The following is a 23409-nucleotide window of genomic DNA, read 5'->3' as shown; positions in this document are numbered from 1 at the left end:
GGGGGGCATGTACGTGGGACGTGCCCTCCTGCGGCTCGGGCAGCCCGACGAGGCCATCGTCTCCGTCTCCAGGCCGGCGGAGATGTTCAAGGCCGACAGCGAGCTCGAGGCGTACAGCCAGAGCCTCGGCCTGCTTGGCGAGTGCCTGCGCGGAGCCGGACGTCACGCCGAGGCACTGGAGCTGTACACCGAGATGTACGAGCTGACCAGCGACGAGAACTCGGGGATGACGCCGAGCGTGGCGGCGCTCACCCGGCCGCACGCTCGCGGCGCCATCGCGCTCTGCCTGAGCGAGCTGGGACGGCACGCCGAGGCGCTCACCCTCTTCGGGCAGTTCCCGGTGGCCCCCTCCAAGGGCCGCTGCATGGTGCGCCTCGCCGAATCGCTGGCCGCGGCGGGCCGGATCGGCGAGAGCCGACAGACCTGCCTTTGAGCGGCGGAGGTGTTCGAGGCGGCCGCCCGCCTCCGGGGCCTGGCCTCCGGCTGAGCCGGCCGGGATCGGAGAAGCGGCAGGGGCCGCGGGGCAGGCGGCGCAATGGCTAGTGAGCCGGTCTTGAAATTCTGTCGCGGCAACGGCAGATGCGGTCGAGGATCTGGTCGGCGGGAGAAGGCCAAGCGGCAGCTGGGCTGGCGGCCGGGGTATCCGAGTTGCCGGGACGGCCTAGGCACCTGCGCCCGGCGGGCAACGGCTGCCCGCCAGTCACATCTGTCACGCGTACAACCGCAGCAGGTCCTCCTCGGTCTCCCTGCGGACGATCACCCGGTCCGTCCCCTCGAACACGGCGATCACGGGTGGCCTCGGCACGTGGTTGTAGTTGCTGGCCATCGAGCGCTGGTAGGCCCCCGATACGGGCACGGCGAGCAGGTCTCCCGGGCGCAGGTCGGCGGGCAGCGGGATGTCGCGTACGAGGTAGTCGCCGCTCTCGCAGTGCTTGCCGACCACGTCCACTCGTTCGAGCGGCGCGTCCGAGGCGCGGGAGGCGAGCGCGGCGGTGTACGGGGAGCCGTACATGGCGGGCCGCGGGTTGTCGCTCATGCCGCCGTCGACGCTGACGTAGGTCCCCTTGACGGTGCCGACCCGGTAAAGGGCGACTGTGGTGGGCCCGGCGATGGAGCGGCCGGGTTCGACGGCCAGGTCGAGCCCGCCGACCTCCTTGCGCAGGACCGTGACCACGTCGGACGGGGTGGGCGGCTCCGGGTCGCCCGGCCGGTAGGCGACGCCCAGCCCGCCGCCGAGGTCGAGGCGGGTGACGCCGACGCTGCCGGCGAAGTCGGCCATGCGGCGGGCCGCCAAGGCGAAGCCCTGGGTGTCGAAGAGCTGGGACCCGATGTGGGAGTGCAGGCCGTACAGCTCGAGTCCCGGCGTGTCCCTGACGGCGCGTACGGCGCGCAGCGCGTCGCCGTTGGACAGGGAGAAGCCGAACTTGGAGTCCTCACCGCCGGTGGCGATGGCCTTGTGGGTGGCGGCGTCCACGCCGGGGGTGACGCGGATCATGACCCGCTGGCGGGCGCCGAGCGAGGTGAGCCGTTCGAGCTCGGTGAAGGAGTCGACGACGATGCAGCCGACGCCCCACTCCACGGCGCGGCGCAGCTCGTCGAGGGACTTGTTGTTCCCGTGGAAGACCACCCGCTCGGGCGGCATGCCGCCGGCCATGGCGACCGCGAGCTCGCCGCCGGTGCACACGTCCAGGGACAGCCCCAGGTCGGCGAGCCAGCGAACCACCTCGGGGCACAGGAACGCCTTGCCGCCGTAGTGGACGTCGCCGTCGGGCAGCGCGTCGAGCCAGGCGCGGCAGCGGGCCTCGAAGTCGGCCCGGTCCAGCAGGTAGGCGGGGGTTCCGTGGCGTTGTGCGAGCTCCGTGGCGGACAGGCCGCCCAGGTGCAGCTCGCCGCTGGTCCAGGTGGCGGTGCGGGGCCAGATGGTCATGGCCGCACACCCTAGGGACTGAGTCGTCCAGATCTTCATGAGCATCGAAGAATTTGAGGCTCAGGGCCAGAACCCTGCACGTTCGTTGGGCTCCCCCCGCACCGGCCGTCACCATGTCCGCCATGCGAAAACACCTGGTCATCGCGATGATCGCAGTCTGCGCCCTGTCCGCGGGCTGCGGCAGGTCCACCTCCGGTACGGCGGCGCGCACGGATCCCTCGGCCGCGGGCAAGAGCGCCAAGGAGCTCGTGCCCGACCAGGTCCGGAAGTCGGGCGAGCTGCGGATGGCGACCTCTGAGGGCTATCCGCCGATGGAGATGTACAAGCCGGGCACGCAGGAGCTGACCGGCGTGGACATCGACCTGGCGGCGGCGATCGCCGGACGGCTCGGCCTGAAGGTGACGACGACGAACGCCGCCTTCGACGGGCTCATCCCTGGCCTGCAGGCGGGTCGCTGGGACATCGCCATGTCCTCGCTGAGCGACACCGAGCAGCGCCGCAAGGCGGTCGACTTCGTCGACTACTTCAACGCCGGCGGCTCGATCATGGTCAAGAAGGGGAACCCCGAGGGCATCAAGACGCTCGAGGACCTGTGCGGCAAGAAGGTCGTGCTGGCCAAGGGCAGCTCGAACCTGGACATCGGCCTGCGGCAGAACGACAAGTGCGCGCAGAAGATGCAGATCATGCAGAGCGAGGACGCCCCCACCGGGCTGCTGACGATCGACTCCGGCCGCAGCGTGGCCACGATCGTCGACTCACCCGTCGGCCACATGTACGCCAAGGAGACCGGCAAGTACGACGTGCTGCCCGAGCAGTACGACGCCGGCCCGTGGGGCATCGCGATCGACAAGCGCAACCCCGCGCTGCGCGACGCGGTGGCCAAGGCGCTGCAGGAACTGGTCGACAGCGGCGAGTACAAGCAGATCCTGGAGAAGTACGGCACGGCCGCCAACGCGGTGCCGAAGATCACTATCAACACCGGCGCGTCATGACCGAACTCCCCGTCAATGCCGTCGCGCCGCGGCGGCCCGGCCGGATGGTGGCCGGGGCCGCCGCGGGCCTGGTGCTGATCTGGCTCGCCTACACGATCACCGTGAACGAGAACCTGCACTGGGACGTGGTGGTCGAGTACCTGTTCGACGGCCGGGTGCTGGGCGGGCTCGGCGTGACGATCGCGCTGACGCTCCTGTCGATGGTCCTCGGCGTGGCGCTGGGCGTGCTCGCGGCGGTGATGCAGCTGTCGGACAGCCCGGTGCTGCGCGGCGCGGCGGGACTGTACACGTGGTTCTTCCGCGGCACACCCCTGCTGGTGCAGCTGATCTTCTGGTTCAACATCGGGCTGGTGTTCCCGGTGATCGGGGTCGGGATCCCCTTCGGCGGGCCGATGTTCGTGGAATGGCAGGCCAACACGTTGGTGACGCCGTTCGTGGCGGCGGCGTTGGGTCTGACGATCAACGAGGGCGCCTACATGGCAGAGATCGTCCGGGCGGGCATCCGCTCGGTGGATCCCGGGCAGCGGGAGGCGGCCGAGGCGCTCGGTATGTCGCACAGGCAGATCCTGCGCCGGGTGGTGCTGCCGCAGGCGATGCGGGTGATCATCCCGCCGACGGGCAACCAGTTCGTCTCGATGCTGAAGACGACCTCGATGGTGTCGGTGATCGCGGGCGCGGAGCTGCTGACCGTGGCTCAGCGCATCTACCTGGGCAACTTCGAGGTGATCGCGCTGCTGATCGTGGCGTCGATGTGGTACCTGGTGCTGACCAGCGTGGCCAGCGTCGGCCAGCACTTCCTGGAGAAGCGGTTCGCGCGGGGTGAGCGGTCATGAGCATGGTGCGCATCCAGTCCGTCCGCAAGCGGTACGGCTCGCTGGAAGTACTCAAGGGCGTCAGCCTGGACGTGCCGGAGGGCGGCGTCGTCTGCGTCGTCGGCCCCTCGGGATCCGGCAAGTCCACCCTGCTGCGCTGCGTGAACCGGCTGGAGACGATCGACTCCGGCCGCATCTGGGTGGACGGCCGGCTGATCGGCTTCCGCGAGCACGGCGACCGGCTGCACCTTCTGCGGCCCGACGAGCTCTGCGAGCAGCGGCAGAAGATCGGCATGGTGTTCCAGCGCTTCCACCTCTTCCCGCACATGACGGCGCTGCAGAACGTCATGGAGGGCCCCCGCACGGTCCTGCGCGCCTCGCGCGCCGCCGCTGCCAGGCAGGCGGGCGAGCTGCTGGAGCGGGTGGGGCTGGCCGACCGCGCCCACCACTACCCCGCCCAGCTGTCCGGCGGGCAGCAGCAGCGGGTCGCGATCGCCAGGAGCCTGGCGATGAACCCGAAGGTGATGCTCTTCGACGAGCCGACCAGCGCGCTGGACCCCGAACTGGTGCAGGAGGTGCTGGCCGTGATGCGGGACCTGGCCGCCAGCGGCATGACAATGATCGTGGTGACCCACGAGATGGGGTTCGCCCGGGAGGCAGGTGATCACTTGGTGTTCATCGACGACGGCGTGATCGTGGAGGAAGGACCTCCGCGCGAGGTGCTGTCCCGCCCGCGCCACGAGCGCACCCGCGCGTTCCTGGGGCAGGTGCTTTGAACCTCGACCTGTTGATCCGCGGCGGCCAGGTCGCCGACGGCACCGGCACTCCCTTGCGCCCGGCCGACGTGGGCGTGCGCGAGGGCCGCGTCGTCCTGCTGCCCCCCACGGGGGAGGCCGCGGCGCGGGAGGTCCTCGACGCCGCCGGCCTGGTGGTCGCCCCCGGCTTCATCGACGTGCACACACACTCCGACGCCGCCACCCTGCTGGGTCCCGAGGCATGGGAACTGGCCGCCGCGCCTGTCCGGATGGGGGTGACGGTCGAGATCAGCGGCAACTGCGGGTCGGGGCTCTTCCCCGCGCTGCCCGAGCGGATCCCGGAGATGCGGGCCTCAAGCCGCGTCGGTTTCGGCGGCAACGTACCTATATTTGAGGACTTCGAGGGCTTCGCGGCGGCCCATGCGGACGCTCCCCGGTCGAACCACCTGGCCTCACTGGTGGGGCACGGCACCCTCCGGGCCGGGGTCGTGGGCTACGCGGACCGGGCGGCCACGCCGTACGAGCTTGACGTCATGTGCGACCTGCTGGACCGGGCGCTCGCCCAGGGCGCGGCCGGCCTGTCGACCGGCCTGATCTACACGCCGGGCACGTACGGCGGCACCGACGAGGTGGTGGCGCTGGCCAGGGTCGCGGCACGGTACGGCAGGCCGTACGTGACGCACCTGCGCGACGAGATGGCGCGCGTCGAGGAGGCGCTGGAGGAGGCGGTGAGGATCGCCCGCAGGAGCGGCGCGGCGCTGCACGTCTCCCACCACAAGACGGCGGGCAAGTACGCCTGGGGCCGCACCGAGCACACGCTGGCCTACCTGTCCGAGCTGCGCGCCGGCGGGATGGACGTCACCTGCGACGTCTACCCCTACACCGAGGCGTCGACGTCGCTGTCGGCGATGCTGCCGCCGTGGGCCAACGACGGCGGAACCGGTGCCCTGCTGGAGCGACTGCGGAACCCCGCGCAGCGGGAGCGGATGCGGCGGGCGATCGCCGAGGGCGTGCCCGGCTGGGAGAACACGGTCGGCAACGGCGGCTGGGACCGCATCTCGGTGGCGTGCGCCGTACGCAACCCGGAGGTCGAGGGGCGCACGATCGCCTCGCTCGGCGGCGATCCGGTGGACGCGGCGGCGGAGCTGCTGCTGGCCGAGGAGGGCGAGGTGACGATCATCAGCCACTCGATGCGGGAGGACGACGTGCGGCGGGTGCTCGCGTGCGACTTCTCGATGATCGGCTCGGACGGAGTGCCCAAGCCGGGACATCCGCACCCGCGGCTGGCGGGCACGTTCCCGCGGGTGCTCGGACGGTACGTCAGGGAGCAGGGGCTGCTGTCGCTGGAGACGGCCGTGGCGAAGATGACCGGCATGGCGGCGGCGCGTTTCGGGCTGCGGGACCGGGGCGCGGTCCGTGACGGAGCGCACGCCGATCTCGTGCTGTTCGACCCGGCCACGGTGGCCGACGGGGCGACCTACCAGGATCCGCTGCAGCCGCCGGACGGGTTGCGCGCCGTGGTGGTGGCCGGGCAGGTCGCGGTCCGCGACGGCGACCTGACGGCGGCCCGCCCCGGAGGGGTGGTCACGCCGTGAGCGCCCCCAAGACCCTGGAGGAGATCGCCGAGGCCTGCCCGGGGACGCTGGCGGTGGCCGTCCGCGGCTCCGGCGTGCCGGGGCCGGCCGTCAACGCCGACGTGGAGCTGCCGCTGGCCAGCGTGGGGAAGCTGCTGCTGCTGGCGGAGGTGGCGATGTCCCTCGAAGGCGGCATCCTCGACGCCGAGGAGCCGGTGGAGCTGGTCGACGACGACTACTGCGGCGGGTCCGGCCTGCTGCTCGGACTGTCGCAGCGGCGGTGGACGGTCGGCGACCTGGCGCTGCTGACCGCGGCGGTCAGCGACAACACCGCGACGAACGCGCTGCTGCGCCGCGTTGGCCTGGACCGGGTCAACGCGGCCGCCGCGGCGCTCGGGCTGACCAGGACGCGGCTGCTCGACCGCATCCGCGAGCCGCGCACGCCCGCCGACCCGCCGACGTTCGCGCTGGGGACGGCCGGGGAACTGGCTGGGCTGGCATCGCTGGTCGGGGGCGGCGCGGGGTGGCAGGTGCAGCTGCGCGAGTGGATGCTGGCCAACACCGACCACGGCCTGGTCCCCGCGCTGCTGCGGCACGACCTGGAGGCGGCGTGGCTGGCCAACAAGACCGGCACCGATGAGGGGATCCGCACGGACGTGGGGCTGATGGGCGGGGTCGCGTACGCGGTCCTCGCACACGGTCCCGCAGGCTCCGAACAGGCCCTGGTCCACGCGGTACGGCAGGCGGGCCTCTTCATCGCCCGTCTACGACCCTGACGCCCTGGCCAGGCGGCGCCCACCGGGCCCCTGAAGCTTAGGCGGGCGCCGCGGTCGGGCGGGGTGACGGGTCAGCGCAGGGTCGGTTCCAGGGAGTTGCGGAGCTGGGCGGCTGCCGTGCGGAGGTAGGCGAGAAAGGAACGCGCCGCCGGGTTGGGGTTGGTCGGTCGCCGCGCCACCCCGATCCGGCGGAACAACTGCGGCGTGGCCAGGCGGCACACCTGCACCCCCGTCACCCCCATCAACCCCAGGCTGGGCACCAGCGCCACCCCGAGCCCGGCCCGTACCAGCCCGATCGTCACCTCGTAATGATCGCTGCGGCAGCGGATCCGCGGCGTGAACCCCTCCAGCATGCTGGCACGCTCCAGGATCGACACCGGGTGCTCGGCGCCGAAAGTCGTGATCCACGGCTCCTCGGCCAGATCGGCCAGCCGTACCCGCGAACGCTGCCCCGCCTGGTGACCGGTTGGGACCACGAGCAGCTGCGGCTCGTCGAACAGGTGCAGCACCTCCACCCCTTCCGGGCGCTGCCACGGGTCGAGCGCGTGATCGAACACCACCAGCACGTCCAGCGCGCCGCGCTCAAGGTCCGGCAGCAGCTCGTACGGCTGGCCCTCCGCCAGGTCGAGCGCCACGTTCGGGTAGCGGGCGGCGAAGCGCGACAGCGCCAGCGGCAGCAGCCGGTACCCGGCCGACGCGAAGAAGCCGATCCGCAGTTCCCCCGCGTCCATCCGCTGCTGGGCGAGCAGGTCCTTCTCGGCGGCCTCCAGGATGTCGGCCACCTCCTGGGCGCGCAGCGCGAGCCGCCTGCCCGCCTCCGTCAGGCGCAGGCTCTGGGCGTTGCGTTCGACCAGGCCGACGCCCGACTCCTCCTCCAGCTTCGCCAGCTGGTGGGAGACGGCCGAGGGCGAGAGCTTCATGGTTCTGGCCGCGCCGGCGATGCTGCCGGTGCGGAAGATCTCCAGGAGGACGCGGAGCCTGTTACTGCTGAGCACCCGCCCAGCCTAGGAGTGGACTGACGGTCCCGCCCACGAGGTGAACGAGCGCCCGCCCAGGACGGTGCACAGACGCGCGGCCCAGTCCTGCGGGGGGTCGCCCAGCCCCGGGCCAAGACGACGAGAGGGCCGCCGCGACCGCGTGCGGACTGAGCGGCGCCTGCCCGTCCGACCCCGCGGGCAGGCGCGCCGAGCCGATCGGGCGCAGGCCGGGCACCGACGTCAAGCTGACCAGGCCGGCGCCGCCGACCGTCCAGATGCTCCAGCGGCCGGCGCGCAGGTCACGTCGCGCACCCGGATGGGCGCGTGTGCGGTGGCCGTGTCACCCGTGTTCGGCTTTTCTCACCACCTCAAGGGTCAGTGACAACTCGGGTTCCGGTACGAAGTGGCCGAAGGTGTCGTTGGCGAAGAAGGAGACGCCGGCCACCGCAGCGGCGTGCGCGGTGAGCACATCCCGCTGGTAGAGGTACGTGCGCCGGTCGTCGAGGTAGGTGCGGTACCAGTACCAGGGGTCGACGAAGTCCAGCCCGAGCAGCGGCCGCGGTCCCCCGAGCGCGGCCTTGCTGAGCAGGTTGGGCACGATCTCGGTACGTTCCACCAGCACGGCGAACGTGCTGACCAGAATCGCGTCGAGCGACTGGTAGGCGGCGTCGGTCATGCCCCAGGCAGACCGCTCCACCTCGGCCCGCCAGTAGGTGTCCATCCAGTAGACGAGGCTGTCTCCCATGGCCTCGCGCAGGCGCAGGAAGAACCGTTCGATCCCGGCGGACCGCTGCGGCGTGAGCGGCGGCGCGTTGTCCGGATGCCAGAAGCCGACGAGACCGAACTGGTTGCCGAGCATGACCCCGTCCAGGCCGAAGTCGGCGACGAAGGCGGCCGTCTGGGCGGCGACGAAGTCCCCGGCCGGCAACCCGCCCGGGATGCCGGCGGGGAAGGCCGCGTACGGCCGGGTGTCGGCCGAGAGCGCGGCCGTCACGTCGATCACGCCGGGGACCAGGTGCCCGCCGGCGTCGGCGGTGCCGGCGGCCACCTCCGGGTGCCGTGCCGTCTTCCACTCGCTGCGGCAGAACTCCGGCCCGGGCTCCAGATACTCCAGCAGATTCACCTGGAGCCCGCGGCGCGAGGCCTCCGCGCGTATGGCCGCGTAGATCCCGGCCAGCGTGCGGTAGTCCATCGGCTGCTCGGACAGGATGAACATCGGCCCGGCGGAGTACGGGTTGGCCGAACGCTCCCCGCCGTCGCGCACCCGGGCCAGCCAGTCCGAGTTGTGCGCCCGGGCACTGGCGGAAGGCCCGCCGGGGGCGATCGCGAAGCAGTTGTAGCGGGCCCAGTCGAAGCGGTCCTCCCACGACTGGAGGCCCGCGTAGTTCAGCACATGGTCGCCGTTGCCCGCGCAGACGACCACCGTGACCGGCCGGTCGGCCAGCCAGTCGGCATGATGGTCGAAGAACGCCGCCACGCCGGGCGCGGGGTCACGCAGGTCGTCGAAGATCTTGGGTGTGATCCACAGGCATGCCTCCCATGCGGTCATCGCCGGGCTCCCGAATCTCGCGTGTCGGTCACTTGGCCTCGCCGAACGCCTTGTCCATGCGGCCGAGCAGCGTCGGCACGTCGACCGTTCCGTTGAACAGTTCCTGGATGGAGGTCAGGTGCTCCTGCTGGACCCTCGCGCTGGGCCAGGCCTGGTCCGGGTAGAGCGTGGACTTCCCGGCCTTGACCGCGTCGAGCACCGGCTGCTGCAGCGCGTCGGCCTTGAAGGAGGGGCTGGGGAGCGCGGGACTGCTGCCGGACTCCGTCGCGTACAGCGCCTGTCCTTCCGGCGAGGCGAGGAACTCCATGAACTTCTTGGCCAGAGCTGGGTTCTTGGCCTTGGCGTTGACCCCGTACGCGATGCCCACCGAAACCGGTATGTAGGTGTCGTCGGCGTTGTCGGTGGCGGGGAACGGGCTCATCGAGAACGTGGTGCCCTGGGGCGCGGACTTCAGCGCCGACTGCACGGCGGACAGCACGTGCACGGCGCCCAGCGCCTTGCCCTGGCCGAGCAGCTGCATCTGCTCTTCGTAGCCGACACCGTTGGGGCTGTCGTTGAAGCAGCCCGAGTCCCGCATCTGCAGGTATTTCTCCATGGCCTGCTTCCACCCCGAGGCCGCGAAGGTGGCCTTGCCGTCCTTCTGCTGCTGGGTGAAGGCGGGGTCGGGGCCGTAGACGAGGGAGGCGGTCAGCGCGTACGGCACCAGCTGGGTCACCCACGCGGACTTGAGGCCGAGCGCGAACGGCACGACGTCCTTGGCCTTGGCGGCCTTGCAGAACGCCAGCACCTCCGGCCACGTGGTGGGCTTGGTGAGGCCGCTCTTGGCCAGCGCCTGGTCGTTCCAGATCGCGCCGACGGCGCCGATCGTCACGGGCACGGCCGTGACCTGGCCCGCCGGGTCGCTGGTGACGGCCTTGAGGTCGGCGCTCAGCCCGCCGGCCCAGCTCTCGCCGGAGAGGTCCATCAGCATGCCGTCGGCGCCGAGGTCTCGTACGGCCATGGTGTTGCCGCCGCCCGGCCACATGCGGAACACGTCGGGCGCCGTTCCCGAGGACAGCTGGGTACGCAGTTGCTGCTGGTAGGAGGCATCGTCCTCGGTGAACGTCGTCTTCACCGTAACCCCGGGATTGGCCTTCTCGAACGCCTTCACCGCGGCCTCGGCCGGACCTTGGCCGGCGGCGGCCAGGGTGAGCACTTGCCCGGACGGCGCGGCGGCTTCACCGCCACCCGAGGTCGAGCAGGCGGCGGCCGCCATGGCAAGGCAGCACACGGGTGCGAACGTTTTAATCGATTTCATGAGAGTCTCCGAAATTCAGGGAGCGGGGGAGCGGAGGGCGGCTAGCCTTTGAGGCCGCCCGCGAAGCCCTTGATGATGTGCTTCTGCAGCGCGAGATAGACGACCAGGATGGGAATCACACTGATCACCAGGCCGGCGAAGATCAGCGGCCACTGGGACACGTACTGGCTGACGAAGCCGTAGATCGCCACCGGGGCGGTGGTGTTGTCGCTGCCGCCCAGGTACAGCAGCGGGGTGAAGAACTCGTTCCAGATGCCGACCGCGTTGAGGATCACCACCGTGCCGGTGACCGGGCGCAGCAGCGGGAACACCACGGTCACGAAGGACCGCAGCGGCCCGCATCCGTCGAGCAGCGCGGCCTCCTCGTAGTCGAGCGGCAGTTCGCGCAGGAACATCGTGTACAGGAACACGGAGAAAGGGATCTGCTGCCCGACGTTGATCAGGATCACCGACCAGAGGGAGCCGAGCAGGCCGAGGTCGCGCATGGTGGCGTACAACGGGAGCAGCGCGAGCTGACCGGGGACGAGCAGGCCGCCGATGACGAAGGAGAACGTGTACCGCGACCAGCCGCGGGTCACGCGGGCCAGCGGATAGGCGGCCATCGCCGCGAAGGCGATGATCAAGGCGACGCTGACGATCGTGATGAGGAAGCTGTTGGCCAGCGCCGCGCCGAGGCTGGCCTGCTCCCAGGCCGCGGCATAGTTGTCGAAGGTGGGCGGGAACGCGAAGGCCAGCGTGCCGGTCTGGCTGTCCTGCGGCTTCAGCGACACGTTGAGCAGGCCGACGAGCGGCACGAGGAACACCAGCGCGAGCAGGATCAGGCTCACTTCGCGAAGCAGCGTCCGCCAGGTGTATCGCGCGTGCATCAGGAGACCTTCCTCTGCGTCAGGCGGAACTGGAGTGCTGCCAGGACCGCGATGACCACGGTCATGACGACGGCAAGCGCGATGGAGAACGGGAAGTCGCCGAGCGAGAAGGCGCTCTTGTAGATCGCCGTCGAGATCGTCTCGGTCGCGGTGCCGGGCCCGCCGCCGGTCATGGCCATGACCTGATCGAACTGTTTGAGCCCGCCGATCAGGCAGAGCATCACGTTGATCACGACGGCGCCGTTGAGCAGCGGCAGCACCACGCGGCGGAACTTGCTCCAGGCGCCTGCCCCGTCGATCGTCGCCGCCTCCAGCACCTCGGCGGGGATCGCCTGCAGCCCCGCCAGGTAGATCACCATGGAGTAGCCGGAGAACTGCCAGACGATCTCCAGGACGATCGCGTACAGCGCGGTGTCCGGATCGCCGAGCCAGTCGTGCGCCAGCCCGCCCAGTCCCACGGCACGCAGCGCCTCGTTGATCGCGCCGTTGGGCGAGAGCAGGAAGCTCCACACGTACCCGGCCACCAGCGGTGTCAGCACCACCGGCGCGAAGAAGATCACTCGGAGCGCGTAGCGGCTCTTGACCATGCTGTTCACGCCCAGGGCCAGCAGCAGGCCGACGACGTTCTGCACCACCATGGCCAGCACGGCCAGGACCAGGGTGTTGACCAGCGCGTCCCGCGCCGTGCGGTCGGAGAAGACGGAGGCGTAGTTGTCCAGGCCGACCAAGGACCAGTCGGGGCGCAGGCCGTTCCAGTCGGTGAAGGAGAACATCGCGCCCCGGACGCTGGGCACGACGACGATGAAGAGGTAGATCGAGATCGCCGGTACGACGAACCACCACGGCGCGCGGACCCCGACCTTGCGCCGGGAACCGCCCGCGTCGCCACGAATCGGCCGGGCGGCGGGTTCACTCACGTCAGACGGTGTCGTCGTGGCATGAGGCACAGCCACGTGTGACTCCTCTCGCAGGCGCCGTGATCGCGTCCGTAAGCGCGCAAGCGTGTGCTGCCGGACGTGAGGGGGCGGGGGTGATCGCGGCCGTCATCGGGCCATTGCTTCAAGATCGTGAATCGATTCACGGAATTTCGGGCAGATTACGCGCCCCCTCGAAGGCGTGTCAATGGTGCCGCTGTCCGGAGAGTGGTTTCGTGAATCCATTCACGCCTGCGCTAGGCTGACATGCGCCGACGTATCGCAGTGAGGAGCCCGATGACCTCTGGACCCGCGCCGAAGAAGGCCGACGCCTCCGCTGCCACGGTCGGCGATGTCGCAGCGCGCGCCGGCGTCTCTCGTGCGACCGTGTCCTACACCTTCACCCAGCCGAACCGGGTCTCCCCGAGCCTGCGCCGGCGCGTCCTCGCCGCGGCCGACGAGCTCGGCTACGTCGGCAACGACGCGGCGCGGCGGCTGCGGGTCGGCCACAGCCTCGCGCTCGGATTACTGGTCTCCAACATGAGCAACCCCGTCTACGCGGAGCTCGCGGCGGGCGCGGAGGCGGAGGCCGCCGCGCACGGTCGCTTCATCCTCGTCGCCAACAGCGACGAGAGCCCCGCACGCGAGCGCGCCTATCTCAACTTCTTCGAGTCCCAGCAGGTGAGCGGCATTCTCGCCGCCCCTGTCGGCGACGTGCCCGCGGAGTTGCTCGGGCTGCGGGAGCGTGGCACGCCGTTCGTTCTCGTCGGCGTCGCGCCCGGCCCGCACAGCTATCCGGCGATCTCGGGCGACAACGAGCGGGGCGGCCATCTCGCCGCCTCGCACCTGCTCGCCCAGGGGCGGCGGCGACTGATCTTCATCGGCGGCGCGCACCCTCACGTCGACCTGCGGCTGGCCGGGGTCAAGCGGGCTGTCGAGGAGTCTCCGGAGCCACCGGCGCTGGAAATCATCCGCACTCAGGTGCAGACCGCGAAGGTCGGCGAGGCGGTCGCGCGTACGCTGCTCCGGCGCCGGACGGCCGGCTTCCCCGACGGCATAGTCGCGGGCAACGACCTGCTCGCCCTTGGCCTCCTGCACGGGCTGATCGTGGCCGGGGTCCGGGTGCCCGAGGATCTCTCGCTGGTCGGCTATGACGACATAGAGTTCGCCGACTTCGCGATCGTGCCGCTCACGACCATCCGCCACCCGTCCGCGACCCTCGGGGCAAGCGCCGTCCGGATCTTGCTCGGTCTCGAGAGCGAGCAGGACGTGGAGGGGCGTTTCGAGCCGGAGCTCGTAGTCCGCGCGACATCTCTTCCCGTCGCGGGAGACCGCGCGTAACAGGCTGTTGACATGGCCGCAACGTCGTCACTACGCTCCGCCCATGTCGTGAATCGATTCACGATCATGGAAACCGTGGTGCTCCACACCGCGTCCTGGAGGCACGATCATGAGATCGAAACGTCCCCACACTCATGGCAGCCGCCGGATCGCCTCGGTGGCCGCCACCGTGGCCCTGGCGCTGACCCCGGCCACCCCCGCCGCCGCGGTCGTCCCCGGGACGTTACCCGAAGTCGCCGCTCTCGACCCGACCACGATCGACCTCGCCGACTTCACCGGCCTGGAACAGCAGATCGCCCCCTACCTCGCCAACCTGGCGCCGCTCGCCAACAGCGTCAACGACGACAGCACCACGAACCACGGGTACATCACCTGCAACTGCTGGCGTACGGGGCAGGGGCCCAGCGACGCGCGGGTCATGGAGAACGTCCTCACGCTCGCCTACTTCTACACCGCCGACCGCCCGTGGAACCCGTACCACCGGGACACGGCCCTGCGCCAGCGCCTCGAAGCGGCCCTGCGGTTCCTGCTCAGCACCCAGAACGCCGACGGATCGTTCCCGCAAGGCGGCGGCGACGCGCATTCGCGAGCCGCGACCGGGTTCGCGCTCGAACTGTACGCGGTCATGCTGGAGCTCCTCGACGCCGACGGCACGCTGGATCCGGCGCTGGTGTCCGGCCTGACCAACGCCATGCGGAAGGCGAGCACATGGTTCCTGGAGGACGAGGAGGTCTGGGGGCCACGCGGCGCGCAGTTCGCCAACCAGGTCGCCGGCGGGCTGGTGGGCATCTCCCGCCTCCTCCGCCGCTTCGACGACGCGGCGCTGCGTGCGAGGTTCGAGCAACGCCTCACCGACCACGAGCGGATCTCGCAGGGCGCGGCCGGTTTCTTCCGCGACGGTACGGTCGCCCACCGCTACAGCCTCGAAGTCGAGGCGGAAGACCTCGCCGGCTGGGCCGATCCCGCGACCCGGGCGACGATCGACCGGATGCAGACGCGTTACATGGACTGGGCCCAGTACAACCTGCTCTACGACAAGCGGCTCGACGGCTATTTCATCAACACGGCCATCGACTCCCGGCACCGCGGCTGGAACTACGCGAGCGAACTGCCGATCGGCTCCAACAACCTCTGGGGTGCGGTGATCCCGCAGGCACGTGCCTACTCGGCCACCCGGGAGGAGATGGAGGAGCGCCGTGCCGCGTTCGCCGCAGCGGGGTGGCAGACTTCCGTCGCGCCGCTCATCGCCCCGACGTGGGCGTACCTCGATCCGTCGATCATCCGCGACATCGTGTTGCGGGAGGAGTACTACCCGGCCGCGGCCGAGCGCCGGGCGGCCATCGGCACGCTGCGCCCCTACGCCGGTGCCCCGTACACCGAGCATCGCTCGGACGCGGCCACCGGCCAGCAGTTCGTCTTCGCGAAACGCCCCGGCTACGTCGTCGGCATGGGCTTCGGCAAGCACTTCAACACCCAGTACGGGTTCTGGGACAACCAGCGGTTCGGGCTCAACTACCTCTACGACCCGAAGCTGGGGGTCATCGTCCAGGGGCAGAACGCCCCGCAGATCGGCGCGCCGCGTACCCGCCCGGTGGACGCGGAGCTGTCGTGGGGCACCGGCTGGACCGCGGCGGACGGTGTGCATTTCGACGCCTACGACCAGCCCGTTCCCACGTTCTTCCGTGACGGATCCCCCGTCGATCCCGCGACCGTGGGCGATCTTGATCCGCTGGAGATCCGCTACGCCGCGGCGGGCGGGCCCGTGTCCAAGTCCGTGACTCTCGGGGACCGGCTCCAGGTGCGGGTCGAGGCCGGTTCCGCGCAGTTCTTCGAACGTGTCCCGCTCGTCCTGGAGGAGGGCGACACGCTGCAGTGGATCAGCAGCGGCCCGGCCGTCGCGCTGAAGGTCGGTTCCCAGGCGACGGCCGAGAACGTCACCGGGCTCGTCGTGAACCGGGACGGCCGGAGTGTGGAGATCCGCTGGACCGGCGCGGGCGCGGCGACGCTGTGGCCGTCGGCTTTCCCGGTCGCGGACGGGAACCGTAGGCTGCAGGTCCTCGACATCAAGGCCACGGGGCGGCTCGCCTACGACATCCGGATCCTGGACGACGCCTGCTCCGGGTCGGACGAGCGGGCGACGGTCTTCATCGGCAACCGGGACACCGGTGTCGCCAACCCCGACGACGGCACCGGCTGCACGGTCGCCGACCTTCTGCGGGCCGGCGAGCAATGGGAGAGCCACGCCGCGTTCGTCGTCCACGCCACGAAGACCGCCGACGCGGTCGTCCGCAAGCGTGTGCTGAGCCGGCGCGACGCCGCACGCCTGGTGGTCGCCGCGGCCCGCTCCGACGTGGGGCGCGACCTCGTCACCGCCGCACCGGGCCAGGCGAACGTCGTGGCCGGGCAAGAGCTTGCGGTAGGGATCTCAGGGCGAAGCATCGCCGAGGTGACGGTCTCGGGACCGTGCCTCACCGGCGACGGCACCACCTCCGGCCCCGGCGAGGTGAAGGTCGCCATCCGGGAGACGATGCTCCCCGGACCGTGCCGGCTCACGGCCGAGACGGTGCGTGACACGGGGACGACCGAGGTCGACACCTTCCAGGTGGAGATCGTGCCGGACGCCCAGGGCGTGGTTTTCCGCGACAGCTTCTCGTCGGCGGCGACGTACGAGGCGTGGAGCGCCGTCGACGGCGTCTGGACCGTGACGGACGGCGTGTATCGCCAGCAGGACACGACACGCACGGGCTGGAAGTCCGTCGTCGACGACCTGAAGATCGGCGACGGCTCCGTCGAGGCCGGCATTCACTTCCGGACACTCGCGACCTCGACCGCCTTCGGCGGCATCCAGGTGCGGACGGTGAAGCCCGGCGACGCCTACACGCAGTCCGGATACATGATCTATCTCCGCCCCAACGGCTCGGTGGACGTCTTCCGCGCCGGCACGGGCGTCATCGCGACGGGCACCGGGGCGGCGGTCACCGGACCGACAACGCTCCGGGTGGTGCTCCGTGGGGCCGAGATCCGCGCCTTCGTCGGCGTGGACCCGGAACCCCGCGTCACCGTCACCGACCCGGACCCGATCAACGGGCCGGGATATGTGCAGCTCGTCACGGGCCGCGCGGCCGTCGACTTCGACGACGTCCGCGTGGCCACCCCGCTGCCGAGCCGTTGACGCCTCCTTTCGCACGTCGCCGTGCAGGCTCGCTGCGACACGCCATTCCCGGTCGTCACCGTACGCGTCACTAGGAATGAGTCTCACATGAACCTTGGACCCCACCACCGTCCCTGGCCGTCTCTCGTCTCCCGCGTGCTCGCGGCCGCGTCCGTCCTCGTCGGCATGGTGGCTGTCGTCGTCACACCACAGACTGCCGTAGCCGCGGTCGCCGACACGTCCATCTACCCGGTGCAGTCGATCTACCCCTTGTCGACCGACTACCGGCTGACCGTCAACGGCCGCAACGTGCCGGTGCAGAAGCACGCCGGCTACAACGGTTACCAAGGCTACGACGTCGCACAGTTCGCCATGGGCGACGGCGACGCCACCCTGGCGGTCACGAAGATCAACAACACGAACATCGGCGCGTACAGCATCAGCCCGCAGAAGCTCGGTATCGTCGGCACCGTCAGCGGTCCCACCCTCACCTTCACGGTGCACGACAACGCCTACTTGATCGTCAAGGTCGATGGCCGGCCCGACCTCGTCATAGCGATCGACCCGGGGGAGAATGATCGACCCCCGTCCAGCGGAACGGGGATCTTCAACGTCCGCAACGCCCCGTACTCCGTGCAGCCGGGCAGCGGCTACGTCACCACCGCGTTCCAGCAGGCGCTGAACGACGCCGCCGCGTGGGGTTCGGCCAACGGCCGGCAGGGCATCGTCTACGTGCCGCCCGGCGTCTACACGGTCGGCAACCTGTACCTGCGCAGCGACCTTGCGCTCTACCTGGAGCAAGGCGCCGTGCTGCGCTACACCGGCGAGCGGGCCAACTACACCGCGCACTGGCACAAGGATTCCCAGAACCGCGACGTCACCTGGTTCATATCGACCCGCTACTCGTCAAACAACATCTCGATCTACGGGCGTGGAGTCATCGACGGCAACGGGGCGGCGTCGCTGCAGCCCGGCAATCTTGGCGTCAACCTGCTCACGCCCATCTACACCAACGGGTTCACCGTGGACGGGGTCACCTTCCGCGAGTCGAGCAGCTGGGCCATCATGCCGACTCGCTCGTCGAACATGACCTTCCGCAACCTGAAGATCTTCAACCGCTTCGGCATGGGCGAGAATGACGGTATCGACGTCATGGAGTCGTCGGACGTGATCGTCAGCAACGCGGTCGGCATCGGCCATGACGATCCTTTCAGCACCAAGACCTGGGACAACACCGTGGATCTGTTCCGCAATGTGCCCGGCGACCCCAGGCCGCTCTCCAGGGTGACCTTCGAAGACCTCCTGTCGTGGACGTTCTGCTACGGGCTCAAGGTCGGCCAGGGCGTCTTCCAGAACCAGGAGAGCGTGACGTTCCGCCGTGCGGTCGTCTACGACGCCGCCGTCGGCATGGGCGTCCACCACAAGTACGGCTCGGGCGCGGCCTCCCAGATACGTTTCGAGGACGTCGACGTGGAACGGCTGAGCTACAGCAACGACGGCAACCGCACCTGGCTCGCCCTGTGGACCGGCAACACCCACGGCGTCGGCCCAGTCAGCGAAGTCACCGTGACCAACGCGCGGATCCGGAACGCCGGCACGACACCGGGCCGGATCAACGGCCAGCCCGGTGCTCCCATCACCGGTGTCACGCTGGACCGGGTGTACATGCCCGGCAGTTCGACCTCGGCCACGTCACTCAGCCAGATGAACATCACCAACCTCTCCGACTACGGCCCCGTGACCATCACAGGCTGACGTGATCCCCGGCACCGGCGACCGCGACCACCACGCAGTAACCCTCGCGTTACGCGGGTGTCCACGGTTGTGAGCGAGGCAGTCGGCCGGGCACGTCGCGCCTCGGCTGTCGGTTCCTGAGGAGAACGTCACGCTGATTGTGCTGCTGACGTTGGCGTAGCCGTTCCGGTAGGCGGAGTTGTTGGTGAAGGTCGCGTCGGGCCGGTGGACGAGCACCTGGCCCGCCGCGCTCTTCTCGACCGAGGGCGTCACCTTGCCGACGCGCCCTTCCTGCGGCTCACCGGCCGCTGCCGTACGATCACCTCTTGCCGGAACCCGGTCGGCGTCGCGATGACGGCGGTGTCCGGATAGGTCGTCAGGCCGCCCGCCCGTGGCGCCGTACCGGGAGCGAGGCCAGTCCTCGCAGGAACAGGTTCTCCCTGTACGGCGGTACGGGGTCGGCCAGCGCAAGGTCAGGGGCCGCCGCGGACAGGGTGGTCAGCGCGATCGCGGCCTCCATGCGGGCCAGCGGGGCGCCCAGGCAGTAGTGCACGCCGAGCCCGAAGCTGAGGTGGCGGCCTGGCTCGCGGGTCAGGTCGAGACGGTCCGGATCGTCGAACACCTCGGGGTCGCGGTTCGCTGAGCCGACCAGCGCGAGGACGGGCTCGCCCGCGCGCAGGACCTGGCCGTGCAGTTCCACGTCCTCGAGGGCGACCCGCGGGATCAGCTGGATCGGCGGGTCGTAGCGCAGGATCTCCTCCACCACGGCGGGAGCGCGCTCGGGATGCCGGGCGAGATAGCCGCTTTGCCCCGCGCGGGCCAGCGCCAGCACGCCGTTGCCGATCAGACTCACGGTGGTCTCATGTCCCGCCACGAGCAGGTCGCTCGAGGTGGTGAGGAGTTCGTCGGTGGTCAGCTCGTCCAACTGGACGAGGGTGCTCAGCATGTCTCCGGCCGGCCGCTCACGGCGCTCCGCCAGCAGTTCCGTGAAGTAGCCGCGGAACGCCTCGCGGGCGCGGTCTCGCTCGGCCAGCGCCTGCTCGGAACCCGTGAGCTCCGCGTCAAGGCCGCGGGCGAGGGCTTGGCTCCAGGCGCCGAAGCGCTCGCGGGCCAGTGGCGGCACGCCGAGAATCTCGCTGATCACCCGGACCGGGAGCGGGTAGGCCAATGCGGCGACCAGGTCGTCCTCGTCCTTCAGGTCGCCGATCAGCTCGTTGGTGATCTCGGCGATCCTGTGACGCATGTGCTCGATCATGTGCGGGGGGTGAAGGCGCGGCTGGCCTACCGCGCCCGGACCACCGCGCACGCCGCGCCCGTGGCCAACGCGCTGCTACGGACGCAGGATCTGCTCGGGCCGCTGCTGGCCGTGGGGGAGCAGCGGCAGTCCGCCCAAGACGCCCTGCGCGCGCAGCTGGCCGAGCTGAGCAGCGGCGCGCTGGCCCAGGTCGAGGCCGCCGAACAGGCCGCGGAGGAGGCGCGGGCCGCCGCGGCGGCGGCCGGGCAACGCGCCACGGAGGCGATGAACACCGCCACCGACCGGATCGCCGCCGCCGAACAGGCTCGGACTCAGGCGGAGAACGCCCGCGATCGCGCCGAAGAACGTGAGCAGGACGCCTGGCGGCAGGTCGGCGAGCACCAGGCCGCCCGCACCCGGGCGGAGCAAGCCGCCGCCGAGGCCGCCGACCGGCAGCGTCAGGCCGAACAGGATCGCGACGCCGCCCGGCAGCGGGCCGCCGAGCTCACCGACCTCCACACCGCGGCGCTCGCCCGGATCGCCGAACTCGAGCGGGAGACGGCCGACCGGCGAAGCGAGCTGGACGGCCTGCGCCAGCAGGCCCGGCAGCAGGAGGAACGTACGCGCGAGGTCGAGCGTGAACGCGACCAGGCCCGCGGCACCGCCACGGCCCACGCTCAACAGGCCGAGCGGCTCCTTCGGGAACTGGCCGCCGAACAGCGGCGGCGTGAGCAGGCGGTCACCTCGGCGGCCGTGGCCGAGCAGGGCCGCGCCGCCGCCGAGCAGGCCGCGACCGCGGCGACCGCCGAGGCCGACCGGCTGCGGGCCGAGCTCGCCGACGTCACCAGCACGCTGAAGACGGCCCGGCAGCAGCGCGAGGAGGCGGTCACCGCCGCCGCCGTGGCGCAGGCCCTGCTGCGCGCGCGGGACACCGCACCCCCGCCCGCCCACGCCGACCCTCCAGGTCACGCCGACCCTGCGCCCGACAGCACGGACGGGACCGCAGCAGCACCGGCAGAACCGTCGTCGGATTGGGCGCCCAGTTCCACCGCGTCAGTGACAGAGCGGTCGGTGACAGAGCGGTCGGTGGCAGACGAGCCGGTGGCAGACGAGCCGGTGGCAGGCGACGCGCCGCCGTCCGAGCATGCCTAGCGGGGTTTCACGACGCGGCGTCGTGGCCGGCAGCTCATCGCCCCCGAAGGCGGCAAGCCGACCCGAGCGGCCACCACAATCACGGAGAACTGCGGGCACCCTCGGTTAAAGCCGATGCCGGTGCCCGCCCAGCAGCCGCCCACCGAGGAGGACCACACAGGACCCTGCGGTCAGCAGCCCACCAGCGAGGAAGGTGCCCCGTGCCCCGGCGAGCGGCAGGACCAGTGCCCCGAGCGCGGCGCCACCCGCGATGCCGGCGTTGTAGGCGCCGGAGTTCGCCGCCAGGGCGATGTCCGTACGGCCGGGCGCGCAGTGCAGCATCGCGTTCTGCGTGGCCATGAACACCGGCCCGAGCGCGCCGCCCATCAGCATCAGGCACACCACCGCCGCCGCCTGGTGAGCGCCGAGCGCGTACAGGCCGAGCATGCCCGCCGCCTGCGTGGCTACGGCGGCGGCCAGCGCGGACTGCGGAAAACGGTCCAGGAACGCCCCCGTGACGCCCACCCCGGCCAGGCACGCGACCCCGAACCCCACGAACAGGACGCTGACCGTGCCAGGGGAGAACCCGCCCACCTCGCCCAGGAACGTCACGATGTAGGTGTATCCCGTGAACGCCCCGGCCGCGGACAGGGCTCCGGTCGCCAGCACCGTCCAGAACCGCCGTACGTCGGGGCCGGTCGCGTAGGCGGCAGGCTCCTCCTCCGGGCGCGACGTCGGCAGCAGCACGGCGATCGTCACCAGCGAGACGAACCCCAGCGCCGCCAGCAGGGCGACGGGCGCCTGCCAGTGGCTCTGCTGCCCCAGCCAGGTCCCCGCGGGGACACCCAGCACGAGGGCGAGCGAGCCGGCGACGGACAGCGCCCCGACCACCCGTCCCCGGACCTCGGGCGCGAACAGCCCCACCGCGACCGGCCCCATGACGGCCCAGAACAGCGCCTGGGCGAGCGCGGTCAGCAGCCGCGCTCCGAGGAGCTGCCAGTAGGAGGTGGCCAGCGCCGCGACGAGGCTGGACACCACGAGCGCGGCCAGCAGCCCCGTGAGCACGTGGCGCCGGGGCACGGCCCGCACGGCGTGGGCGATCGGCACCGACGCGACGGCCACCGTCACGCCGTAACCGGTGACCAGCAGGCCGGCCGCCGACAGGGACACCCGCAGGTCGGCGGAGATGAGCTCCAGCAGGCCGACCGGCAGGTTCTCCGCGGTGTTGAAGGTGAAGGCGGCCAGCATCAGAGCCGCGAGCACCGCTGGCCCACGCCATCGAGCCGTCCCACCGTCCATGCGGACACCCCACCAATCCCGCCGGTCCCACCGCAATGGGTTATCGGCCACGACAGGTCAACAAGCCCCCGGGGCCGTGAGCAGGTCGTGGGCCGCCTCGGCGAAGGCGCGTACCCGGGCTGTGGCGCTTTCTGCCCGCCACAGCAGACCCCATCGCAGCGGCGGGGCGTCGCTGATGGGGACGTAGGCGACGTCGGGGCGGGTGTAGTAGCGCCTGGCCTGCGCGCCGACGGGGAAGGCGCCGAGGCCGGCGCCGATGAGGGTGAGCATCTCGTTGAACGTCGAGGCCGACGGGCCGGGCTCGATCGGTCTCCCCTGCGGGGTGGCGGGCGGGGTGCGGTCCTCCCGCAGGGAGCCGGGCAGCGAGTCGGGCAGTTGAAGGAGCTTCACCCTGGCCAGATCCTCCATGGAGATCCTCTGACGGCGGGCGAACGGATGCCGCGCGGGCACGGCCAGCATCCGTGCTTCTGACACCAGGACCGGCCCGGTGACGATGTCGGGTTCGTCGACCGGGAAGGTGCCCAGCGCGAGGTCGACCTCGCCGGCGCGCAGCCAGGGCATGAGGTCGACCATCTGCGCTTCACGCACCTGTACGTCGCAGTCGGGCTGGCGGCGGCGGAACAGCTCGGCGGCCCCGACGAGCAGGTGCCCGCCCGCCGCGCCGACGAAGGCGACCCGGAGCGTGCCGGTGAGGCCGCGCCCGGTGTCGATCGCCCGCTCGTACGCGGCGATGATCTGGTGCCAGGCGGGCCGGATCTCCCCGTACAGCTGCCGTCCCACGGCGGTCAGCTCCACGCGGCGGCTGCTCCGGTTGAACAGCGGGACCCCGATGCGGCGCTCCAGCTTGGCGATCGTCTGGCTGATCCGGGCGGTGGACACGTGCAGGCGCTCGGCGGTGCGGCCGAAGTGCAGCTCCTCGGCGAGGGTGAGGAACGCCTCCAGCTCGTGCCGCTCCAGCATGGCCGTCCTCCTCGTCGTTAAGCCCAGCTTCACGATCCTTCCACAGGTACGGATTGATCAGCTCCTCGTCCCGCCCGAGAGTGGGACCACTCGCATGTCCTCCGACCTGCACGAATGAGG

19 protein-coding genes are annotated in these 23409 nt (G+C 70.8%); 10 read left to right on the top strand and 9 right to left on the bottom strand.

Annotation, left to right across the window (positions count from 1 at the left end; translation table 11 throughout):
* The first annotated feature begins 13 nt into the window (after positions 1-13).
* Positions 14-433: a tetratricopeptide repeat protein gene (locus tag ABD292_RS41145; protein ID WP_344217402.1), complete on the top strand. Its 420-nt coding sequence runs from the start codon at positions 14-16 to the stop codon at positions 431-433.
* A 276-nt stretch (positions 434-709) separates the two neighbouring features.
* Here ABD292_RS41145 and lysA read toward each other — a convergent pair whose 3' ends face one another.
* Positions 710-1927, bottom strand: coding sequence for a diaminopimelate decarboxylase (lysA, locus tag ABD292_RS41140; protein WP_344217400.1), 1218 nt, complete (start codon positions 1925-1927; stop codon positions 710-712).
* A 122-nt stretch (positions 1928-2049) separates the two neighbouring features.
* Between lysA and ABD292_RS41135 the strand changes: the two genes are divergently transcribed.
* Genes ABD292_RS41135 through ABD292_RS41115 form a run of 5 tightly spaced genes read left to right on the top strand, consistent with a single transcriptional unit; the run spans position 2050 to position 6836 of the window.
* Entirely contained in the window at positions 2050-2919 is an 870-nt protein-coding gene (locus ABD292_RS41135) for an ABC transporter substrate-binding protein (protein ID WP_344217398.1), read from the top strand.
* Positions 2916-3752 (top strand): amino acid ABC transporter permease, encoded by an 837-nt coding sequence (locus ABD292_RS41130; RefSeq protein ID WP_091077804.1) that lies wholly within the window; start codon positions 2916-2918, stop codon positions 3750-3752. The genes ABD292_RS41135 and ABD292_RS41130 overlap by 4 nt, the downstream gene beginning before the upstream one ends.
* On the top strand, positions 3749-4507 hold the full coding sequence (locus ABD292_RS41125) for an amino acid ABC transporter ATP-binding protein (RefSeq protein WP_344217396.1): 759 nt from the start codon (positions 3749-3751) through the stop codon (positions 4505-4507). Before ABD292_RS41130 ends, ABD292_RS41125 begins: the two co-directional genes overlap by 4 nt.
* Positions 4504-6081, top strand: coding sequence for an N-acyl-D-amino-acid deacylase family protein (locus tag ABD292_RS41120; RefSeq protein WP_344217394.1), 1578 nt, complete (start codon positions 4504-4506; stop codon positions 6079-6081). Before ABD292_RS41125 ends, ABD292_RS41120 begins: the two co-directional genes overlap by 4 nt.
* On the top strand, positions 6078-6836 hold the full coding sequence (locus ABD292_RS41115; protein ID WP_344217392.1) for a serine hydrolase: 759 nt from the start codon (positions 6078-6080) through the stop codon (positions 6834-6836). The genes ABD292_RS41120 and ABD292_RS41115 overlap by 4 nt, the downstream gene beginning before the upstream one ends.
* 71 nt (positions 6837-6907) lie before the next feature.
* Here ABD292_RS41115 and ABD292_RS41110 read toward each other — a convergent pair whose 3' ends face one another.
* The 5 genes from ABD292_RS41110 to ABD292_RS41090 all read right to left on the bottom strand — a co-directional run bounded on the left by ABD292_RS41110 (position 6908) and on the right by ABD292_RS41090 (position 12442).
* On the bottom strand, positions 6908-7831 hold the full coding sequence (locus tag ABD292_RS41110; protein WP_329594667.1) for a LysR family transcriptional regulator: 924 nt from the start codon (positions 7829-7831) through the stop codon (positions 6908-6910).
* A 322-nt stretch (positions 7832-8153) separates the two neighbouring features.
* Entirely contained in the window at positions 8154-9362 is a 1209-nt protein-coding gene (locus ABD292_RS41105; RefSeq protein ID WP_344217387.1) for a type 1 periplasmic-binding domain-containing protein, read from the bottom strand.
* Between the two features lie 28 nt (positions 9363-9390).
* A complete protein-coding gene (locus ABD292_RS41100) occupies positions 9391-10659 on the bottom strand; it encodes an ABC transporter substrate-binding protein (protein ID WP_344217385.1) in 1269 nt (422 codons plus the stop codon).
* A gap of 41 nt (positions 10660-10700) precedes the next feature.
* Positions 10701-11525 (bottom strand): carbohydrate ABC transporter permease, encoded by an 825-nt coding sequence (locus ABD292_RS41095; RefSeq protein WP_344217383.1) that lies wholly within the window; start codon positions 11523-11525, stop codon positions 10701-10703.
* Positions 11525-12442: a carbohydrate ABC transporter permease gene (locus ABD292_RS41090; protein WP_344217381.1), complete on the bottom strand. Its 918-nt coding sequence runs from the start codon at positions 12440-12442 to the stop codon at positions 11525-11527. Before ABD292_RS41090 ends, ABD292_RS41095 begins: the two co-directional genes overlap by 1 nt.
* 294 nt (positions 12443-12736) lie before the next feature.
* On the opposite strand from ABD292_RS41090, the gene ABD292_RS41085 reads away from it, so the two are divergent.
* The 3 genes from ABD292_RS41085 (at position 12737) to ABD292_RS41075 (ending at position 18686) form a co-directional block, all read left to right on the top strand.
* Complete coding sequence (locus ABD292_RS41085) at positions 12737-13780, top strand: LacI family DNA-binding transcriptional regulator (RefSeq protein WP_344217379.1); 1044 nt, start codon at positions 12737-12739, stop codon at positions 13778-13780.
* A 109-nt stretch (positions 13781-13889) separates the two neighbouring features.
* The gene (locus ABD292_RS41080) at positions 13890-16952 is read left to right on the top strand and encodes a prenyltransferase/squalene oxidase repeat-containing protein (protein ID WP_344217377.1); all 3063 of its coding nucleotides are present in this window, start codon (positions 13890-13892) and stop codon (positions 16950-16952) included.
* Positions 16953-17087: 135 nt separating this feature from the next.
* On the top strand, positions 17088-18686 hold the full coding sequence (locus tag ABD292_RS41075; protein ID WP_344217375.1) for a glycosyl hydrolase family 28 protein: 1599 nt from the start codon (positions 17088-17090) through the stop codon (positions 18684-18686).
* A 355-nt stretch (positions 18687-19041) separates the two neighbouring features.
* On the opposite strand, the gene ABD292_RS41070 is transcribed toward ABD292_RS41075, so the two are convergent.
* Positions 19042-19908: a cytochrome P450 gene (locus tag ABD292_RS41070; RefSeq protein WP_344217373.1), complete on the bottom strand. Its 867-nt coding sequence runs from the start codon at positions 19906-19908 to the stop codon at positions 19042-19044.
* Positions 19909-19920: 12 nt separating this feature from the next.
* On the opposite strand from ABD292_RS41070, the gene ABD292_RS41065 reads away from it, so the two are divergent.
* Positions 19921-21051, top strand: a complete 1131-nt coding sequence (locus ABD292_RS41065; protein WP_344217371.1) for a coiled-coil domain-containing protein — start codon at positions 19921-19923, stop codon at positions 21049-21051.
* Positions 21052-21156: 105 nt separating this feature from the next.
* On the opposite strand, the gene ABD292_RS41060 is transcribed toward ABD292_RS41065, so the two are convergent.
* Entirely contained in the window at positions 21157-22293 is a 1137-nt protein-coding gene (locus ABD292_RS41060; protein ID WP_344217369.1) for an MFS transporter, read from the bottom strand.
* A gap of 93 nt (positions 22294-22386) precedes the next feature.
* Positions 22387-23289 carry a LysR family transcriptional regulator gene (locus ABD292_RS41055; protein WP_344217367.1) on the bottom strand — a complete coding sequence of 301 codons (903 nt, stop codon included), beginning with the start codon at positions 23287-23289 and terminating at the stop codon, positions 22387-22389.
* Positions 23290-23409 lie beyond the last annotated feature (120 nt).

This window comes from Nonomuraea bangladeshensis, from assembly GCF_039529455.1.
In the GTDB taxonomy this organism is placed as follows: Bacteria; Actinomycetota; Actinomycetes; order Streptosporangiales; family Streptosporangiaceae; genus Nonomuraea; species Nonomuraea bangladeshensis.
The sequence above is the reverse complement of the archived record's forward strand: the minus strand, read 5'-3'. Positions and strand labels throughout refer to the sequence as shown.

Coding starts and splice junctions, on each gene's coding strand:
- lysA (WP_344217400.1), bottom strand. CDS start 1,927: ATGACCATCTGGCCCCGCACCGCCACCTGGACCAGCGGCGAGCTGCAC.
- ABD292_RS41135 (WP_344217398.1), top strand. CDS start 2,050: ATGCGAAAACACCTGGTCATCGCGATGATCGCAGTCTGCGCCCTGTCC.
- ABD292_RS41130 (WP_091077804.1), top strand. CDS start 2,916: ATGACCGAACTCCCCGTCAATGCCGTCGCGCCGCGGCGGCCCGGCCGG.
- ABD292_RS41125 (WP_344217396.1), top strand. CDS start 3,749: ATGAGCATGGTGCGCATCCAGTCCGTCCGCAAGCGGTACGGCTCGCTG.
- ABD292_RS41105 (WP_344217387.1), bottom strand. CDS start 9,362: ATGACCGCATGGGAGGCATGCCTGTGGATCACACCCAAGATCTTCGAC.
- ABD292_RS41100 (WP_344217385.1), bottom strand. CDS start 10,659: ATGAAATCGATTAAAACGTTCGCACCCGTGTGCTGCCTTGCCATGGCG.
- ABD292_RS41095 (WP_344217383.1), bottom strand. CDS start 11,525: ATGCACGCGCGATACACCTGGCGGACGCTGCTTCGCGAAGTGAGCCTG.
- ABD292_RS41085 (WP_344217379.1), top strand. CDS start 12,737: ATGACCTCTGGACCCGCGCCGAAGAAGGCCGACGCCTCCGCTGCCACG.
- ABD292_RS41080 (WP_344217377.1), top strand. CDS start 13,890: ATGAGATCGAAACGTCCCCACACTCATGGCAGCCGCCGGATCGCCTCG.
- ABD292_RS41070 (WP_344217373.1), bottom strand. CDS start 19,908: ATGCGTCACAGGATCGCCGAGATCACCAACGAGCTGATCGGCGACCTG.
- ABD292_RS41055 (WP_344217367.1), bottom strand. CDS start 23,289: ATGCTGGAGCGGCACGAGCTGGAGGCGTTCCTCACCCTCGCCGAGGAG.